Origin of the sequence: Serratia sp. SSNIH1, from assembly GCF_002935055.1 — a bacterium.
Lineage (GTDB): Bacteria > Pseudomonadota > Gammaproteobacteria > Enterobacterales > Enterobacteriaceae > Serratia > Serratia nevei.
Genome location: NZ_CP026383.1, coordinates 248,873 through 267,581, shown reverse-complemented (window position 1 = coordinate 267,581; position 18,709 = coordinate 248,873). Strand labels below are relative to the sequence as shown.

At 61.5% G+C, this 18,709-nt stretch carries 16 protein-coding genes; 5 read left to right on the top strand and 11 right to left on the bottom strand.

The features are described 5' to 3' along the window. The first annotated feature begins 337 nt into the window (after positions 1–337). Complete coding sequence (locus tag C3F38_RS01285; protein ID WP_055316884.1) at positions 338–1,189, top strand: helix-turn-helix domain-containing protein; 852 nt, start codon at positions 338–340, stop codon at positions 1,187–1,189. Here C3F38_RS01285 and C3F38_RS01280 read toward each other — a convergent pair. The 4 genes from C3F38_RS01280 to C3F38_RS01265 form a co-directional block, all read right to left on the bottom strand. After that, entirely contained in the window at positions 1,179–2,963 is a 1,785-nt protein-coding gene (locus C3F38_RS01280; RefSeq protein ID WP_038873863.1) for an ATP-binding protein, read from the bottom strand. The genes C3F38_RS01285 and C3F38_RS01280 overlap by 11 nt on opposite strands. Further along, positions 2,960–3,454: a molybdopterin-dependent oxidoreductase gene (locus C3F38_RS01275; protein ID WP_033636391.1), complete on the bottom strand. Its 495-nt coding sequence runs from the start codon at positions 3,452–3,454 to the stop codon at positions 2,960–2,962. The genes C3F38_RS01280 and C3F38_RS01275 overlap by 4 nt, the downstream gene beginning before the upstream one ends. A 156-nt stretch (positions 3,455–3,610) precedes the next feature. Then, positions 3,611–4,963 carry a glutathione-disulfide reductase gene (gene gorA / locus C3F38_RS01270; protein WP_025304617.1) on the bottom strand — a complete coding sequence of 451 codons (1,353 nt, stop codon included), beginning with the start codon at positions 4,961–4,963 and terminating at the stop codon, positions 3,611–3,613. A gap of 130 nt (positions 4,964–5,093) precedes the next feature. After that, positions 5,094–5,936 (bottom strand): 23S rRNA (adenine(2030)-N(6))-methyltransferase RlmJ, encoded by an 843-nt coding sequence (locus tag C3F38_RS01265; RefSeq protein ID WP_047729642.1) that lies wholly within the window; start codon positions 5,934–5,936, stop codon positions 5,094–5,096. Between the two features lie 135 nt (positions 5,937–6,071). Between C3F38_RS01265 and C3F38_RS01260 the strand changes: the two genes are divergently transcribed. The 4 genes from C3F38_RS01260 to rsmJ all read left to right on the top strand — a co-directional run bounded on the left by C3F38_RS01260 (position 6,072) and on the right by rsmJ (position 9,870). Continuing rightward, positions 6,072–6,476, top strand: a complete 405-nt coding sequence (locus tag C3F38_RS01260) for an ASCH domain-containing protein (protein WP_047729643.1) — start codon at positions 6,072–6,074, stop codon at positions 6,474–6,476. Positions 6,477–6,492: 16 nt separating this feature from the next. Continuing rightward, the gene (locus C3F38_RS01255; protein ID WP_038873854.1) at positions 6,493–6,954 is read left to right on the top strand and encodes an HIT family protein; all 462 of its coding nucleotides are present in this window, start codon (positions 6,493–6,495) and stop codon (positions 6,952–6,954) included. A gap of 118 nt (positions 6,955–7,072) precedes the next feature. Beyond that, the gene (prlC, locus tag C3F38_RS01250) at positions 7,073–9,115 is read left to right on the top strand and encodes an oligopeptidase A (RefSeq protein WP_055316886.1); all 2,043 of its coding nucleotides are present in this window, start codon (positions 7,073–7,075) and stop codon (positions 9,113–9,115) included. Positions 9,116–9,123: 8 nt separating this feature from the next. Then, positions 9,124–9,870 carry a 16S rRNA (guanine(1516)-N(2))-methyltransferase RsmJ gene (gene rsmJ, locus C3F38_RS01245; protein ID WP_049273186.1) on the top strand — a complete coding sequence of 249 codons (747 nt, stop codon included), beginning with the start codon at positions 9,124–9,126 and terminating at the stop codon, positions 9,868–9,870. A 28-nt stretch (positions 9,871–9,898) separates the two neighbouring features. Here the strand turns inward: rsmJ and C3F38_RS01240 are convergent, their stop codons facing one another. The 7 genes from C3F38_RS01240 to gdhA all read right to left on the bottom strand — a co-directional run bounded on the left by C3F38_RS01240 (position 9,899) and on the right by gdhA (position 18,616). Further along, on the bottom strand, positions 9,899–10,498 hold the full coding sequence (locus C3F38_RS01240) for an SIS domain-containing protein (protein ID WP_042785538.1): 600 nt from the start codon (positions 10,496–10,498) through the stop codon (positions 9,899–9,901). Then, positions 10,498–12,135: an FGGY-family carbohydrate kinase gene (locus C3F38_RS01235; protein WP_038873847.1), complete on the bottom strand. Its 1,638-nt coding sequence runs from the start codon at positions 12,133–12,135 to the stop codon at positions 10,498–10,500. The genes C3F38_RS01240 and C3F38_RS01235 overlap by 1 nt, the downstream gene beginning before the upstream one ends. A 279-nt stretch (positions 12,136–12,414) precedes the next feature. Next, entirely contained in the window at positions 12,415–13,368 is a 954-nt protein-coding gene (locus tag C3F38_RS01230) for an ABC transporter permease (protein WP_055316871.1), read from the bottom strand. A gap of 1 nt (position 13,369) precedes the next feature. Next, positions 13,370–14,359 (bottom strand): ABC transporter permease, encoded by a 990-nt coding sequence (locus C3F38_RS01225; protein WP_047729644.1) that lies wholly within the window; start codon positions 14,357–14,359, stop codon positions 13,370–13,372. Further along, complete coding sequence (locus C3F38_RS01220; protein ID WP_055316869.1) at positions 14,352–15,851, bottom strand: sugar ABC transporter ATP-binding protein; 1,500 nt, start codon at positions 15,849–15,851, stop codon at positions 14,352–14,354. The genes C3F38_RS01225 and C3F38_RS01220 overlap by 8 nt, the downstream gene beginning before the upstream one ends. 105 nt (positions 15,852–15,956) lie before the next feature. Beyond that, positions 15,957–16,943: an autoinducer 2 ABC transporter substrate-binding protein gene (locus C3F38_RS01215; RefSeq protein ID WP_033636379.1), complete on the bottom strand. Its 987-nt coding sequence runs from the start codon at positions 16,941–16,943 to the stop codon at positions 15,957–15,959. A gap of 329 nt (positions 16,944–17,272) precedes the next feature. Further along, positions 17,273–18,616, bottom strand: coding sequence for an NADP-specific glutamate dehydrogenase (gdhA, locus tag C3F38_RS01210; RefSeq protein ID WP_055316867.1), 1,344 nt, complete (start codon positions 18,614–18,616; stop codon positions 17,273–17,275). Positions 18,617–18,709: the final 93 nt, after the last annotated feature.

Below are 18,709 nucleotides of genomic sequence, written 5' to 3'. Positions count from 1 at the left end.
ACGGATCCCGGCTCAAAAGTGGGTAAAACAGATTAGCGCTAAAGGCTCAAGCCCCGTTTTGCTTGTGCAGTCCGAGCGATGTGCTCATCGTCTCAGTAGCGGCAACGGAACAAATTTTCCCTGGTGTTACTATGGTTATTATTAAAAAACGTGCTGGTGTTATTTTTTATAGTGTATTGCTGTATGTCTCTTTTGATACCATGTTTGACGATGCAACATGGTATGTCAAGCAACGTTTTTAACGCATAATTGCATGAGATGCTAGTTTTAGATGTGGCTTTTTCAGTAGAAATAATCAAAACGACTGATAAATCAGTAAAAAAAATCGAAGGAACAAATGGATAACAATCACCAAAAATTCGATTCACAGTCGATTGCCAATCGGGTCAGGGAGCTGTTTTTACATTACGGGATTGGAAAACGTCAGCATGCCCGAGAGCTCAGCCGCATCTTGGATCTGAGTTTTTCACATGCGCACCGCAAACTGAAAGGGCAAAGCCCCTGGACGCTGGAGCAGATCAACAGCGTCGCGGCCGCGCTGGGAGAAACGCCGGCGGCGATCGCCGATTTGAGCGCCGAACACGAGACGCCCGAGCTAAACATGGCGCGCGATGCCATCTTTGTCGTGGCGGGGGTGGCGATACCTTGCGTCGGGCACATCGGCGACGAGCTTGCTGCCGGGCGGCCGGCGGAGTTTGTGGCGCTGCGCGTGGAAGGGCAGTGGCATATCTATCGCGCCGATGAGGCGCCGGCAGGCCCGCGTTACGGCGTCGATCTGATCGAAATCCGGCCTGGCTTCGGCGACGACGAGCGGCTGAGCATCGCGGTATTGGACGATTCGCATCAGGCGGCCGATGAGCTGGCCAAGTATCTCGGCGGCTGCGGCTTTAACGCGGTGGCGTTTTACGACGTCGACAGCTTCTGTCAGGCATTGCAGCAAAGCCTGTTCGACGGCTACGTGGTGGACTGGCTGATCGGTGAGGAAACGGCGGATCGCTGTATCGCCACCATCCGCGCCTCCGACAACCCGGATGCGCCGGTACTGGTGCTGACCGGCGAGCTGGGGACCGACCGACGCGAGTCGGAAATCGCTCAGGCGATGCGCGAGTACGACGTGCTCGGCCCTTATGAAAAGCCGGTGCGGCTCCATGTGATCGAAGCCGCACTGCAACGCTGTTTTAATCTTTAGCGGGGAACACCTCGGCCAGCGCGCTCGACAGCGCATCCAGCCGGACCGGCTTCATCAGGTAGTTGTCGAACAGGGCGCGCTGGTCCGCCGTCAGCTGCTCCGGCGTGTAGGCGCTGATGCCGATGATCGGCACATGGCGGTTGGGGCCGCGACGGTTGCGCAGCTGCCTGGCCAGGGCGGCCCCGTCGATGCCCGGCATCTGCAGATCCAGCAACAGCGCGTCGTAAGGGCGTCTGAGCAGCTTCTGCAGCGCGCGCTCCGGCGAGTCGCACAGTTCGTGCTGATAGCCCAGCTTGTCCAATAGCGCCGCAAAGGCGTCACCCACCGACTTGTTGTCATCCACCACCAGGACCTGCTGCGGCTTCTGCTGCAGAGAGGCATTGGCGGCGGCGGGCTCGTCGGCACGTTCGTCTTCACTGATCTGCACCGGAATGCTGACGATAAAGGTGCTGCCCTTCTTGATTTCGCTGTACACCGTGATGGTGCCGTCGAGCAACGTCACCAGGCCGTGCACGATCGCCAGCCCCATCCCCACGCCGGCATACTGCTTGGTATGCGACTGATCCAACTGGGTAAAGGGTTTGAAGATCTGATCGAGCTGGTCTTTTTCGATACCGATGCCGGTGTCGGTCACTTCGATGATCAACGAACTGCCGCCCGGTTGGCGGCGCAGGCAGCTGTGCAGCGTGATGCTGCCGCTTTCGGTGTATTTGTAGGCGTTGGTCAGCAGGTTGACGATAATCTGCCGGATGCGCAGCGGATCGGAGTGCACCAGCAGGTGGCTGCACTCCACCTCGCAGCTGAGTTTGACCTGCTCTTTACGGGTCAGGGTGGCGATTTCGTTGGCGGTCTCCGCGATCAGCTTCTGCGCGTCGAACGGCACGATGCGCAATTCCATCATGCCGCTGTCGAGGTGCGCATAGTCGGTCAGATCTTTCATCTGGCTTTCGATTTGCTGCGCGGCGGTCTCCAGCCGCTGGAAAGTGTCCGCATGCTCCGCCGACACCCGGGTGTTCACCAGCACGTCGATGGCCGACATCACGCTCTGCAATGAGGTGCGCAGCTCGTGGCCGATGGCGCCGAGGAAGGCGTTTTTGGTGCGGGTCGCTTTCTCCGCCTCGATCGCTTTGGCCTGCTGGCGAATGGTCAGCCGCTGCTGACGGAACACGATCAGGGTGATGGCGATCAGCGCAATCACCGAGAACATGACGATCACCAGCCCATAGAAAATGATGTGCCGTTTCTCGATATAGTCCTCATAGGCGGCGGTGCGCTGCTTCACCTCGGCGTGGTCGGTCAGGTTGGCCATTTCGATGGCGTAAGGCTTGATGGCCTTCATGGCCGCGAAAACCTGGTCGAAGTCGATTGTCGGGCTGTCCAACAGCTTATCGATGCGATCCATCTGCAGGCGCATCTGTTTGACCACTTCCGGGTAACCCGGCTCGGCGTACAGCGGCTGGGTCGATTCGGAGACGGTTTCCAGCACGTAAAAGCGCGAATAGAGGATTTCGAACCGCAGCCGCAGATTGTCGTTGTCGACCTGCGGAGCGTGGCTCTGCTGCTCGACGAAGGTGTCGAATTCCGCCAGCTTGATGGAGAACTTGGCGATCGACCACGAGTAGTTCTCCTGCGTGCCGGCGATGGCATACAGCCCTTTCTTCGACAGGGTGGCGCTGTAGTAATAGAGCGTGACGGTCGACGCCACCAGAAACAGCGCGGCGAAGATGGCCGGGATCGCCAGCCTGCTGCCGTTCTTAAAGGTCGTCAGCTTCATTTGATCACGATCCTGTCGACTTGCCAGATAAAGCGCGAGTTGTACAACGGCGAGTTCAGTTCAGGCCCGGCGGCGTCGCGCGGGTAAACCAGGAACAGCGGGCCGAAGTTTCTGAGCTTCAGCATTTCCCCGTCCATCTTGTAGGCCAGGATCATGTTGTACTTTTTGACGTCGGACAGCGGCACGTCGATGTAATAATCGTTCAGCGCGTAGAAGGTCAGCGTCTCGCCCTTGGCGCCGACGCGCTCCAGGATATCGGCCACCGAAATCCCTTCGAATTTTCTCTGTGGCGTCCAGGACGTGGAGGTGGTGATGCTGCGCACTGGCATTGCCAACAGCTGCTTATCGGTGAACAGATAGCTTTTGTTGACCGGGTCGGTCACGTTGTCGATCTTGCCCGCCACTTCCAGGGTAAAGCTGAGCGCGCTGCTCTGGGCGATAATCAGGGCCACGCAGGCCATCGCAAGGGTTTTGCATAGTTTGAACAGCATCGGTGTTCTCCAGAGGCGCGGGGAGGTTGTATCAGTCCCGCTAATTTATCAGGCAGAATAATGGCAGAAAAAGCAGGCGGGTGCGAAGGGAATAGTAAACCGCACAAAAAGAACAGGCCGGTGTTTACCGGCCTGAGAATGGGCTAACCGCAGCGGTTAGCGCATGGTAACGAACTCTTCCGCCGCGGTCGGGTGGATCGCCACGGTGTTGTCGAAGTCCTTCTTGGTGGCGCCCATCTTCACCGCTACCGCAAAGCCCTGCAGGATTTCATCCATGCCGAAGCCGATGCCGTGCAGGCCGACGATCTTCTCTTCCTTACCCGCGCACACCAGCTTCATGCGGCACGGCTGACGGTGCTGCGTCACGGCGCTGTACATGGCGGTGAAGGAGGATTTGTACACCTTCACGTTGTCCGCCCCGAACTTCTCAATGGCTTCCGGTTCGGTCAGGCCGACGGTGCCGATCGGCGGGTGGCTGAACACCACGGTGGCGATGTTGCTGTAATCCAGGTGCTCGTCCGGCTTGTTGTTGAACAGGCGCTCGGACAGGCGGCGGCCGGCGGCCACGGCGACCGGGGTCAGCTCTACCGCGCCGGTGTTGTCGCCCACCGCGTAGATGCCTTTGACGTTGGTGTTCTGGAACTTATCGACGTCAATGTAGCCTTGCTCGTTGGTCTTCACCCCGGTAACGCCGAGGTTCAGGTTGTCGGTCGCCGGTTCGCGGCCGATGGCCCAGATCAGGCAGTCGACGGTGAATGCCTTGCCGTTTTCCAGCTGCAGCGTCAGGCTGCCGTCGGCGTTCTTGACGATCGCTTTCGGCACCGATTCGGTGTGCAGGCTCGGCCCTTCGGTGTTCATCACTTCCACCAGGGTTTCGACGATCATCGGATCGAAGCTGCGCAGCGGTGCGTGCTTGCGCACGAACAGGTGCGTTTCCGCGCCCAGCGCGTTCAGCACGCCGGCGATCTCCACGGCGATATAGCCGGCGCCGACTACGGCGACGCGCTTAGGCATGGCGTCCAGCTCAAAGAAGCCGTCGGAGTCGATGCCGTATTCCGCACCCGGAATCGCCGGGTGGCTCGGGCGGCCGCCGGTGGCGATCAGGATGTGGTCGGCGGTGATGGTCTCGCCGTTCACTTCCACGGTGTGCGCATCCACGAAGCGCGCGAAGCCTTTGATCACGTCGACCTTGTTCTTGCCCAGCACGTTGTCGTAGGAGTTGTGGATGCGGTCGATATAGGCGGTGCGGTTGGCGACCAGCTTCTTCCAGTCGAAGGCGTTGACGGTGGTGTCGAAGCCGTAGTCCGGGCCGTACTGATGGATGGCCTCGGCGATCTGCGCCGCGTGCCACATGACTTTTTTCGGTACACAACCCACGTTTACACAGGTGCCGCCCAGCTCTTTGGCTTCAATCAGCGCACACTTTTGGCCGTACATGGCTGCCCGGTTGATCGATGCGATACCGCCGCTGCCGCCGCCAATTGCTAGATAATCGTAATGTTTCGTCATCTGGGATTTCCATGAGTTGTGAATTTGAAGAGGGTAAGAGTTTAACGCCTGACCGGGGTTTGTCGCAAAGATTGCGTCGATGGCTGCGATAGGTGGACGCAGGGCGCGGCGAACCGCGCCCTGCCGGGGATTATTCCGGTACCACCCAGTTCACCAGATGGTGGCCGATGCCCGACGGCACCAACGCTTTGTGCAGCCACGGCAGCACGTTTTTCATCTGCTGTTCCAGCTTCCACGGTGGGTTGATGACGATCATGCCGGAGGCGGTCATGCCGCGCTGATCGCTGTCGGGTTTCACCGCCAGTTCGATCTGCAGAATGCGGCGAATGCCGGTGGCTTCCAGATCGCGCAGCATGCGTTTGATCTGCTGGCGCATCACCACCGGGTACCACAGCGCGTAAGTGCCGGTGGCGAAACGCTTGTAGCCTTCCTGAATGCCTTTGACCACGTCCTGGTAATCGGTCTTCATTTCATACGGCGGGTCCATCAGGATCAGGCCGCGGCGCGACAGGGGCGGCAGCTGGGATTTCAGCTGCTGATAGCCGTCGGCGCGCTGCACTTTGGCGCGTTCGTCTTTCTGGAACTCGCTGCGCAGCAGCGGGTAGTCGCTCGGGTGCAGCTCGGTCAGGTGAATTTTGTCCTGCGGGCGCAGCAGCTGGCGGGCGATCAGCGGCGAACCGGGGTAGTAGCGCAGCGTGCCGGAACGGTTGAAGTTGTGCACCACGCTCATGTAGGCCGCCAGCTCTTCCGGCAGATCGTCGCGCTGCCACAGCAAGCCGATGCCTTCCAGGTATTCGCCGGTGCGCTCGGCGTGTTCGCCGCTGAGCTGATAACGACCCGCGCCCGAGTGGGTATCCAGATACAGGAACGGCTTCTCTTTTTCCTTCAGCGACTCGATGATCAGGCTCTGAACGGTGTGCTTGAGCACGTCGGCGTGGTTGCCGGCGTGGAAACTGTGGCGATAACTTAACATGACGGGTGGCGATTCCTTGTGCTCCGCAGACGGAGCATTCAATGCAATAAGGCTTATAATCTGCACAGTATAAACTGTCTGGCCGGGAAAAACTGGACTCCGTTGCCGCAGACGTTCACAGAAAGGGACAGGACGATGAGCAAACAGGCGATTTTGGCGAACTACCCCGACGCGGCGCGCTGGGCGTTCGGCGATGGCCCCGAGTTGGCCGACGAACTGCTGCAGTTGGTGCTGAGCGGGGAAAAGACCGCTACCTGCAGCTCCTATGCGAGCTATCGCCGGGAGCAAACGCCGATGATCGGCGACGATAGCATTATTCTCGACGGCCGCGGCGAACCGGCCTGCGTGATCAAAACCTTGGCGCTGCGCCTGGTGCGCTACGACCAGGTGACCGCCGAGATGGCGGCCAAAGAGGGCGAAGGCGACAAAAGCCTGGCGTTTTGGCGCGAGGGGCATCAGGCGTTCTTTACCCGCGAGGGCACTTTTGCGCCGGACATGTGGCTGGTGTTCGAAGAGTTCGAACGGGTTGAAACGCTGTGAATCACAAGGAGAAAGGATGAGCTGCATTTTTTGCGACATCGTGGCGGGCAAGGCGCCGTGCCATAAAATCTGGGAAGACGACGACCATCTGGCCTTCCTGTCCATCTTTCCCAACACCGACGGCTTCAGCGTGGTGATCCCCAAGGCGCACCACCCGAGCTACGCCTTTGACCTGCCGGACGAGGTGTTGAGTGCGCTGATGCTGGCGACCAAGCGGGTGGCGAAGCAGCTGGACCGCGCATTCGACGACGTCGGCCGTTGCGGCATGGTGTTCGAGGGCTACGGCGTCGATCATGTGCACGCCAAACTGATCCCGCTGCACGGCACCGCGTCGCTGGATCAGTGGCGGCCGATCGAATCGACCTCGCCGAAGTTTTTCGAACGTTACGAGGGCTATATCTCCTCCCACGACGCCGCGCGCGCCGACGACGATCGGCTGGCGGCGCTGGCCGCCCGCATCCGCCAAAGCGCCGTTTAAGGCACGAACGATCAACGCCGGGCATTGATTTTCCTGTTGTCTGGCTCCATGTTAGAGATTCATACGCATTTTAAGGCTCGCCCCCGTGGCGGGCCCCAACGCTAATCAGGACTGCCCTATGACAAATCCGTTGCTGACCCCGTTTTCCCTGCCGCCGTTCTCGGCGATCCGCCCTGAAGATATCGTGCCTGCGGTGCAATCCGCGCTGGCGGACTGCCGCGCCGCGGTAGAGCGCGTGGTCGCGCAGCCGGGGCCGTTCACCTGGGACAATCTGTGTCAGCCGCTGGCGGAGTCGGACGATCGCCTGTCGCGCATCTGGTCGCCGATCGGGCACCTGAACTCGGTGAAAAACAGCCCGGAGCTGCGCGCCGCCTATGAACAGGCGCTGCCGCTGCTGTCCGAATACGGCACCTGGGTTGGCCAGCACGAAGGGCTGTACCAGGCCTATCGTAGCCTGAAAGAGGGTGCGGCGTTCGAGGCGCTGAGCGTGCCGCAGCGCAAGGCGGTGGACAACGCGCTGCGCGATTTCGAACTGTCGGGCATCGGCCTGTCGGCGGATAAACAGCAGCGCTACGGCGAGATCGTCGCGCGCCTGTCCGAACTGGGTTCCACCTACAGCAACAACGTGCTCGACGCCACCATGGGCTGGAGCAAACTGATTACCGACGAAGCCGAGCTGAGCGGCCTGCCGGAGAGCGCCCTGGCGCAGGCACAGGCGATGGCGCAGGCCAAAGAGCAGGAGGGCTGGCTGCTGACGCTGGACATGCCGAGCTACCTGCCGGTGTTGACCTACGCCGACAACCGTGCGCTGCGCGAGGAGATGTACCGCGCCTTCGCCACCCGCGCCTCCGATCAGGGGCCGAACGCCGGTAAATGGGACAACAGCGAAGTGATGGCGGAAACGCTGGCGCTGCGCCACGAGCTGGCTCAGCTGCTGGGCTTCGATACCTACGCCGACAAGTCGCTGGCGACCAAAATGGCGGAGAGCCCGGAGCAGGTGATCGGCTTCCTGAGCGATCTGGCCAAGCGCGCCCGCCCGCAGGCCGAGCAGGAGCTGGCGCAGCTGCGCGCCTTCGCCAAACAGCACTATGGCGTGGACGAGCTCGAAGCCTGGGACATCACCTATTACGGCGAAAAACAAAAGCAGCACCTGTTCTCCATCAGCGACGAGCAGCTGCGCCCGTACTTCCCGGAACAGCGGGTGGTGGAAGGGCTGTTCGAAGTGGTGAAACGCATCTACGGCATCACCGCCAAAGAGCGTAAAGACGTGGAGACCTGGCATCCGGACGTGCGCTTCTTCGATCTGTTCGACGTTAACGGCGAGCTGCGCGGCAGCTTCTACCTCGATCTGTACGCCCGCGAAAACAAACGCGGCGGCGCCTGGATGGACGACTGCGTCGGCAGCCTGCGCAAGGCCGACGGCACGCTGCAAAAACCGGTCGCTTACCTGACCTGCAACTTCAACCGCCCGCTGGGCGACCAGCCGGCGCTGTTCACCCATAACGAAGTGACCACGCTGTTCCACGAGTTCGGCCACGGTCTGCACCACATGCTGACGCAGATCGATACCGCCGGCGTCTCCGGCATCAACGGGGTGCCGTGGGATGCGGTCGAACTGCCGAGCCAGTTTATGGAAAACTGGTGCTGGGAGCCGGAAGCGCTGGCGTTTATCTCGGGCCACTACCAGAGCGGCGAGCCGCTGCCGAAGGCCATGCTCGACAAGCTGCTGGCGGCCAAGAATTACCAGGCGGCGCTGTTCATCCTGCGCCAGCTGGAGTTCGGCCTGTTCGATTTCCGCATGCACTTCGAATACAGCCCGGAAAAAGGGGCGCAGATCCTGCCGACGCTGGCGGAAGTGAAGAAAATGGTGGCGGTGGTGCCTTCGCCAAGCTGGGGCCGCTTCCCGCACGCCTTCAGCCACATCTTCGCCGGCGGCTACGCGGCGGGTTACTACAGCTACCTGTGGGCGGAAGTGCTGTCGGCCGACGCCTACTCGCGCTTCGAAGAAGAGGGGATTTTCAACGCCGAAACCGGCAAATCCTTCCTCGACAACATCCTGTCGCGCGGCGGTTCGGAAGAGCCGATGGCGCTGTTCAAACGCTTCCGTGGCCGCGAGCCGCAGCTGGATGCTATGCTGCGCCATTACGGCATTAAAGGATAACCCGACACGTGAGCGTGTGTTTATTGTGTGAAGCAGGCGCCGATCCCGGCGCCTTGTCTGTTTTGGCGCAGCGCTGGCAGCTGACGTCCGACGACGACGCGCCGATGGCGCTGGTACTGACCCCGCAGCGGCTGGAGCTGCGCAAGCGCGACGAGCCGAAGCTCGGCGGGATCTACGTCGATTTCGTCACCGGTACCATGGCGCACCGGCGCCGCTTCGGCGGCGGCCGCGGCGAGGCGGTGGCCAAAGCGGTCGGCATCAAGGGCAGCTATCTGCCGGACGTGGTGGACGCTACCGCCGGGCTGGGGCGCGACGCCTTCGTGCTGGCGGCGCTGGGCTGCCGGGTGCGGATGCTGGAGCGCAATCCGGTGGTGGCGGCGTTGCTGGACGACGGCCTGCAGCGCGGCTATCAGGATGCGGAAATCGGCCCGTGGCTGCGCGAGCGTCTGACGCTGCTGCACGCCTCCAGCCTGACGGCGCTGGCGGATCTCAGCCCGCGCCCCGAGGTGGTGTATCTCGATCCGATGTTCCCGCACAAGCAAAAAAGCGCGCTGGTGAAGAAAGAGATGCGGGTGTTTCAATCGCTGGTGGGCAGCGACGATGACGCCGACGGCCTGCTGGAGCCGGCGCGCCGCCTGGCGACCAAGCGCGTGGTGGTGAAACGCCCGGACTACGCGCCGCCGCTGGCCGACGTGCCGGCGCACGCCGCCACGCTGACCAAAAGCCACCGTTTCGATATCTACATGCCGCTGTAATGTCAGCCGGGCCCGCGGTGTCGGGCCCTCAGTTTTCCTCCCGCAAACTTTTCCCCACGCCGCCGCCCGGATGCACCGCCAATAGGGTGTCCTTGTCGTAACCGCTGCGCGTCATCAGGCAGGCGCAGGCGGCGTCGAAGATCGCCAGCACCAGCACAATTGAGGTGGTGGCCAGCATGTTCAGCGGATCTATCTCCTTTTGCACCCCGGTGGCGATCGTCAGCTGCGCCGCCTGCGCGATGGCGGAATGCGGGTTTTCCGTCACCGCGATCAGCGTCACGCCCTTGGCCTGCAGCGTCGGCAGCAGGCGGGTCAGCTCGTCGGAATTGCCGCCGCGCGAGATCAGGATCAGCAGATCGTCGGCGCGCAGAAAACCCAGATCGCCGTGCGCCGCGCCGGTGGCGTCGAGGTAGACCGCCGGCCGTTCCACGCAGGCCAGCATGTGGGCTATCTTGCGCGCCGCAATCCCCGAGGTGCCGACGCCGGTGACGGCGATTTTACCGCGGCAGTCGGCCAGCAGCGCCAGCAGCCGTTGCCAGGTGCGCGCGTCGAGGCGCTCGCCCAGCTGCGCCAGCTCCTGGCTGTAGGTTTGCCAACCCTGCACGGCCTGCCGCCATTCCTGCTGCATCACGCCTCCTCCTGCATCAACCGGCGGTATTTCATGTGGTCGTTGTACAACTCGTGGAATACCCGGTATTTGCGGTCGTAGTAGCTTTTTATCTGGTTGGTCTGCGGCGTGACCGTCTTGCCGATGCGGCTCATGGCGCTCATCGCCTCCGGCAGGGTGTCGAACACGCCCGCCGCCACGGTGCCCATCATTGCGCCGCCCAGCAGCATCGCTTCGCTCTCCTCCGGCAGCAGCATGGCGCAGCCGGTGGCGTTGGCGTGCTCCTGCACGAAGATCGGGTTCTTGGTGCCGCCGCCGCTGGCCATGATGGTGTCGATGCTGTAGCCGCTGTGGTTCATGGTTTCGATGATGTGGCGGGTGCCGAGCGCGATGGCCTGAATGGTGGCCAGGTAGTGCAGCGCCATGTCCTCCGGCGTGCGCGACAGCTTCAGCCCGGTCAGGATGCCGGTCAGCGTCGGGTTGGCGCGCGGCGAGCGGTTGCCGTGGAAGTACGGCAGCATATGAATGTCCTGCGTCAGAAAGGCGATATTCTCCGGCTCGCCGGCCATGCGGCGCAGAATGGCGTTCAGCACCTCATAGATGGTCTGCCCCTGGGTTTTCGCCTGCGCCAGCAGCTCCGGGTAGCACGGGTGCGATTGGATGACGTGGTCGATCAGCGCGCCGGTGGCGGACTGGCCGCCCTCGTTCAGCCAGTATTCCGGCAGGATCGCCGAGTAATATGGCCCCCAGACCCCGCCGATAAAGCGTGCGGTGCGCGACATCGCCATATGGCCGGTGGAGGTGCCGCCGATCAGCGCGACGCGGCGGTTGAAGTCGGCCACCTCGCCGGAGACGCCGGTGGCGCCCAGCGTGCCGAGGGTGCCGGCGTGGGCATCGATGATCGACACGCTCACCGCCGTGCCGGCGATCAGCCCCATCTCGCTGGCGGCGCGCTGGGTCAGGCCGTGGCCCAGCGGCTCGCCCATCATTTTGACGTCGCTGCCGATCTTGGCCGCGTCATGTTCCAGCACGTCTTCCAGCCCGATCTGCTGGAAGTAGCTCTTGTCCCAGCGCTGTTCGTGGCCGAGATAGGTCCACTTGCACACCGTCGAGCACAGCGAACGGGTGGCGTCCTGGGTGGCGCGCCAGGTGAGGAAGTCCGGCAGATCGAACAGGTAACCGGCGTTGGCCCAGGTGGTGGGCATGTGCTGTTTCAGCCACAGCAGTTTCGGTGTCTGCATCTCCGGTGAAATGATGCCGCCGACGAAGTCCAACACCCGGTGTTTGGTGGCGTTGATGCGCTCGGCCTGGGCGATCGCCCGGTGATCCATCCACACGATGATGTTCTGTTCGGTGCGGCCGGAGGGGCTGACGGTCAGCGGCTTGCCCTCTTTATCCAGCACCACCAGCGAACAGGTGGCGTCGAAGCCCAGCCCCTTGACCTGAATCGGGTTGATGTCGGCCTGGTTGACCGCGTCGCGCACCGCATTGCACACCGCCTGCCAGATGTTATCCGACGACTGCTCGACGAAATCCGCCTTCGGCCGGTACAGATCGATGGCCCGGCTGGCCTGGCCGACCATGCGGCCATTAAGATCGAATACGCCCGCGCGCGCGCTTCCGGTGCCCACATCTACGCCAATAAAATAGCTCGCCATTATTTTCTCCTAAAGGTTGTGCCTCGCCATTGCCCGTGAGCGCCGCTGGCGGTCATTTAAGCGCGAAGCAAGGCGTGAGCCGTGAAGTTTGGTGGGCCCAAATAAGCGGTGAATAACGATGCTGCGCGCTTAAATGGCCCCAGCCCGAAGGGACGCGCCCCAAAATCCCGATTTCTTCGTTGTCAGGTTTGGACATAGACCCGCTATGCCCTGCACCTTCCGCCTTGATAGCGGAATTTTGGGTCTGCGTCGGCGCCACGTTCAATGACGGGGCGCAACCTAAACTTTTCGATTCTGTAACGCGATAAACAGGATCAGCACGCCGCCCCACAGGGCCATGGTCAGGTAGCTGCTGACCCCCAGCAGATTGAGGCCGCTTTCCAACATTTGCAGCACGATCAGCGCCAGCACCAGCCCCAGAATACGGCCGAAACCGCCGTCCGGGTTAATGCCGCCCAGCACCGAGGCCAGAATGGTCACCAGCAGATAAGATTCGCCGTAGCCGGCCTTGGCCGAGTTGAACTTGGCCATCATCAGCAGGGCGGCGCCCCAGCCGAGCAGCGCCGACAGGATATACACCGCGATCTGCACCCGTGCGGTGTTCACGCCGCTGAAGCGGGTGGCCTGTTCGTTAGAGCCGATCAGGTACAGGCTGCGGCCCAGCGTGGTGTGCTCCAGCAGCAGCCACAGCCCGGCCGCCACCAGCAGGAACAGGATCAGCGCCACCGGTACGCCGAGCACGGCCCCGTTGCCGAGAAATTGAATCGCCGCCGGGAAGCCGGAGATCACCGCGCCGTTGGACAGCAGGATATTCAGGCCGGTGATCAGGGTCATGGTGCCGAGCGAGGCGAGGATTGGCGAGACGCCGATCCAGGCCACCAGCGCGCCGTTCAGCGCGCCGATCGCCACTGCCACCAGCAGGCCGGCCAACAGCGCCAGCGCCAGGAACAGCGGCTGGTCGGGATGGCTGACGATGATCGCCGCCATCACCAGCGAACAGGCGTTGGCGCCGGCGATGATCGACAGGTTGATGCCGCCGGTCAGCATGGTGATGCCCATGCCGAGCGCCAGCAGGCCGAGGATCGGCAGCTGCGAGGCGATCGACTGGAAGTTGCCGAGGCTGAAGAAGCGCGATCCGAGCAGCCCGGCGAAGAGCAGCGTCACCGCGATGATGATCGCGCCCTGCAGGCGAATGATCCGATCGCTTGGGATCAACCGAGTTAACTGCGTCATGTCAGATCTCCTTGAGCAGCTTGCGTTTTTCGTTCCAGGCGGTGGTGCTGATGCTGATCAAAATGATCGCGCCGCTGAATACCTGGTGCCAATAGGCCGAGACGCTGAGCAGCGTCAGCCCGTTTTGCAGGAAGGCCAGCAGCACCACGCCGAGCAGGGTGCCGGTCAACGAGCCGCGGCCGCCGCTCATGCTGGTGCCGCCCAGCACCACCGCCGCCAATACCGTCAGCTCGAAGCCAAGCAGCGAGTTGGGGGCCACCGACTGGGTGATCTGCGCCTGCACCACCGCCGCGACGCCGGCCAGAATGCCCATGTAGCCGTAGACGCAAAAATGCAGCCGCAGCAGGTTCAACCCCAGGCGCGACGCCGCGTCGCGGTTGCCGCCCATCGCGTAGATCTGGCGCCCCAGCCGGGTGCGGTTCATCAGCACGCCGGTGACGACGATGGTCCCCAGCAGGCACAGCAGCGGCAGCGTCAGGCCGTAGTCGTAGCCGTCGGCGCCCTGGAACGAGAACCAGTTGATGCCGTTCATGAACCAGTCCGGGAAGCCGTACAGCCAGGTGCCGTTAGTGGCGTACACCAGCAGGCCGTAGAACAGGTTAAGGGTGGCGATGGTGATGATGATCGCCGGCACTTTCAGCCAGTACACCAGGAAACCGTTCACCAGCCCGAGCAGCAGGCCGACGCCAATCGCCAGGGCGAACGCCAGCGGGAAGCTGCCGCCGTGCTGGATCACCCAGCTGGCCATCACATACTGGGCGATGGCGGTAACCGCCGGGAACGAAATGTCGATGCCGCCGGCGATCAGCACCACGAACAGCCCGCAGGCCAGGATGCCGAGAATGGCGTAGCTGGTGGCGACGTCGGTCAGGTTGCCGAGCGTCAGAAATTCGTCGGTGCCGGCGCTCAGGCCGATCGCCAGCAGCAGCACCAACAGGCCGAGATAAAACTCGTGCCGCCCGGCCAGGCGGGCCAATAATGACTTATCCATTCACCACCTCGGCGATCTGTTGCTCGGTACTCTGGTGCGGCGCGAATTCGGCGATCAGTTCGCCCTTGCGCATCACCATCACCCGATGGCTGTTGTAATAGGCTTCCGGGATCTCGTCGCAGATCATCAGCACCGCCATGCCCAGCTGCGCCAGATCGCGGGCGATCTGGTAGATCCCCTCTTTGTTGGCGATGTCCACGCCGACGGTGGGCGAGTCGAGGATCAGAATCTTCGGCTGGGTCGCCACCCATTTGGCGATGGCGATGCGCTGGGCGTTGCCACCGGACAGGGTTTTCACCGGCAACGCGCTGTCGGACACTTTGATGTTCAGATCGCGGATCAGCCGGTTGACCAGCTCGGTCGCCTTGACGTGATCCAACAGTCCGAGCGAGGTATGCAGCCGATCGAAGACGGTGACGATGGTGTTGTCGTAGATGGATTGTTCCATGATCAACCCCTGCGTCAGGCGATCCTCCGACACATAGCCGATGCCGTGGCGCACCGCTTCGCGGTTGTTGTGCAGCTGCACCGCCTGGCCCTCGATGCGGATCTCGCCGCTGTCCGGCCGCGTCATGCCGAACAGGCTGAGGCAAAGTTCGGTGCGGCCGGCGCCGAGCAGGCCGACGATCGAGACGATTTCGCCGCCACGTAGCGCCAGATTGACGTTGCGGTATTTATCGCCGCGGCTGAGGTTGCGCACCTCGAGCAGCGGCGCCTGTTCGGCCGGCGGCAGCGGCGGCAGCGGGCTGTAGTGGAAGCGTTGGCCGGTCATCAGGAACGCCAGTTCATGGCTGTCCAGTTCGCTGGCCGGCCAGGTGCCCACCAGCTTGCCGTCGCGCATCACGCTGATGCGATCGGCGACTTCCATCACTTCATCCAATCTGTGGCTGACGAATACCACGCAGATGCCGGCCGCCTTCAGCTCGTTGACCACCCGCAGCAGGCCGTCGACCTCCTGGCGGGTCAGCGAGGCGGTCGGTTCGTCCATGATAACCAACCGAGCCTCGGCGGCGATGGCGCGGCAAATCGCCACCAGTTGCCGATCGGCGATCGACAGTTTTTCCACCTTTTTATCGGGATCGATGCGTATGCCGACCCGTGCCATGGCGTCGAGCGCCGTCTGGCGCATCACCCGCTTGCGCACCCAGAAGCGGCCGCCGGGCAGGTAACGGTGGATGGCGATGTTCTCCGCCACCGTCAGGTTGGGGAACAGCGACAGGTCTTGGTAGATCACCTGTATGCCGTAATAACCGGACAGCTGTGGCGTCAGGGTGTGGAAGAGTTTGCCTTCCAGCGAAATGTTGGCGCCTTTTTCCGGCTGATAGACGCCGGAGATAATTTTAATGATGGTGCTTTTGCCGCAGCCGTTTTGTCCGGCCAGGCAGTGCACTTCGCCTTTATTCAGCGTCAGGTTGATCTGGTCTAATGCCAGCACGCCTGGGAATCGCTTGCTGATATTCTCCAGGGTGATAAATGCGGGGGAGGCTGTCATAACGTTAACCTGTGCTTGCGTAGCGGCCGAAGCCCTGGGCGCAGCAATGCTGCGCCCCTACGAGGGTTTAACTACTTTCCCGGTGTGGCGAAATTACGCGAAAAATCAGAATCCAAGCGATTGGGCGTTGTCTTTGGTCACTTCCAAAATCTTATTAAACCGAATCACTTTGTGTTCCATATCGACGTCAGCCTTGCCAAGGCCCTCGATCGACAGGTCTTTGTTCACTTCCTTGCCCTGCAGCAGCTGGTCGGCCACCGTCACCAGCGCATAACCGGCGTCTTTCGGATCCCACAGCAGCGCTTTCTTGATGTCGCCGCGCATCAGGTAAGGGGCGGCCTGCGCCGGCATGGCGATGCCCACCACCGCGATTTTGTCCTTGGCGCGTTTCTTGGCCACCGCCTGGCCGGCGCCGATCGGGCCGAGCGAGCCGAAGCCGATGATGCCCTTCATCTGCGGATAGGTTTTCATCAGGTCCAGCGTGGTTGCGTAGGATTTGTCGATGCTTTCCGCCACCGGCAGGCGCGAGGTGACTTCAAACATGTCCGGGTATTTTTCTTTCTGGTATTTGATGGCGGAGTCGGCCCAGGCGTTGTGCAGCGGCACGGTCAGCGAGCCGACGTAGATCGCGTAGCCGCCTTTGCCACCCATGTCTTTCGCCAGCTCATCGACGTTGGCCTGCGCGTATTTCTCACTGTCGATGGTCTCGATGTCCCACTGACCGATCTGCTGGTCCGGGGATTCATGGGTCAGCACCACGATGCCTTTGTCGCGCGCTTTTTTCAGCACCGGCTCCAGCACCTTGGCGTCGTTCGGCACCACGATGATGGCGTTGACGTTCTTGGCGATCAGATCCTCAATCACCTTGACCTGCGCGGCCGGATCCGGCGTAGAAGGGCCGGTCTGGTAGGCGTTGACGTCGAGTTTTTTCGCCGCTTCGTTGACGCCCACTTCCATGCGGTTGAACCACGGAATGCCGGTCACTTTAGCGACCACGGCAATCTCATACTTATCAGCGGCGAACACAGGTGTTGTCGATAACATGCACGCAGAAACCACACATGCATTTAATAATGCGAGGTTAAATTTCATTAGCTGTACCTTTTTTTATCTGTAGGGGTGGCGGTTTTTCCACCGCTGCAGATTACAAAGGAATGGAAGAGGGGGCGTAGCTGAAGTTAATGAAATGTGATCTGCGCACATTTAGGTAAAATAATGGCGTATTTAGTGTTAAATAAATGTTTAATTATTTAGTGGTGGTAAATTTACTACCGATTAAGAAGTAATAAATAACCTTTTATTAACTTTAATTTAACGCACTGGCATCATTTGGATGGCGTGAAAGCATAAAAAAATGCCGGCGCAGAGGCCGGCATTGAAGCATTTAATCGATGTGTGAACAAGATCACCTTTAAGGCGGATTACAGCACGCCCTGCGCCAGCATGGCGTCCGCGACCTTGACGAAACCGGCGATATTCGCGCCGTGCACGTAGTGGGTTTGCTTGCCTTCGCCGCCGTATTCCACGCAGGCGTGGTGAATATCGGCCATGATATGTTGTAAACGTACATCCACTTTCTCTGTCCGCCAGCCGATGCGCGCGGCGTTTTGCGCCATCTCCAGCCCCGAGGTGGCGACGCCGCCGGCGTTGGCCGCCTTGCCCGGCGCGAACAGCACGCCGGCGTCGAGGAAGGCGTCGGTGGCCTGGATGGTGGTCGGCATGTTGGCGCCTTCCGCTACCGCCTTCACCCCGTTGCGGATCAGCGTTTGCGCCGCCTCGAGATCCAGTTCGTTCTGGGTGGCGCACGGCAGGGCGATATCCACCGGCACGTTCCACGGCTGCTGGCCCGCCAGATACGTCAGGCCGCGTTCGCGGGCGTAGTCCGCCACCCGGCCGTAGCGTTGGTTTTTGATCTCCGCCAGGTGTGCCAGCTTCTCGGTGGTGAAGCCGTCTTCGTCCACCAGGGTGCCGCCGGAATCCGACACGGTGATCACGCGCGCGTCCAGCTCCAGCGCTTTCTCGATGGTGTACTGCGCCACGTTGCCGGAGCCGGACACCGCCACCCGCATGCCCTCAAAGCCCAGGCCGTGGCGCTGCAGCATGGCGTCGGTGAAGTACACCAGGCCATAGCCGGTCGCCTCGGGGCGGATCAGGCTGCCGCCGAAGGAGAGGCCCTTGCCGGTAAATACGCAGGCGGTATTGTTGGACAGTTTTTTCATCATGCCGGCCATAAAGCCGACTTCGCGGCCGCCGACGCCGATATCGCCGGCCGGCACGTCGGTGTCCGGGCCCAGATGGCGATACAGCTCGGTCATCAGCGCCTGGCAGAATCGCATGATCTCGCCCTGGCTTTTGCCCTTCGGATCGAAATCGGAGCCGCCTTTGCCGCCGCCCATCGGCAGGGTGGTCAACGCGTTCTTGAAGGTCTGCTCAAAACCGAGGAATTTCAGGATCGACAGATTTACCGACGGGTGGAAGCGCATGCCGCCCTTGTAAGGGCCGATGGCCGAGTTGAACTGTACGCGGAAGGCGCGGTTGACCTGCACCTGGCCGCGATCGTCCACCCAGCTGACGCGGAACTGAATGACGCGCTCGGGCTCCACCAGGCGCTCCAGCAGCGCCTGTTCGCGATAGCGCGGGTTGCGTTCGATAAACGGCCACAGCGAGGTGAATACTTCGCGCACCGCCTGCAAATATTCCGGCTGGTGGGGGTTATGGCGTTGTAACGAGGACAGGAAAGACTCTACCGATACGGCATATTCCATGGATAACTCCTTTTCGCATTAAATTTCCCCCGCTATTTCTTATAGATATGGGTATAGGCGATGCCCGGGGGAGGATGTTGTGTCTTTAGCGAC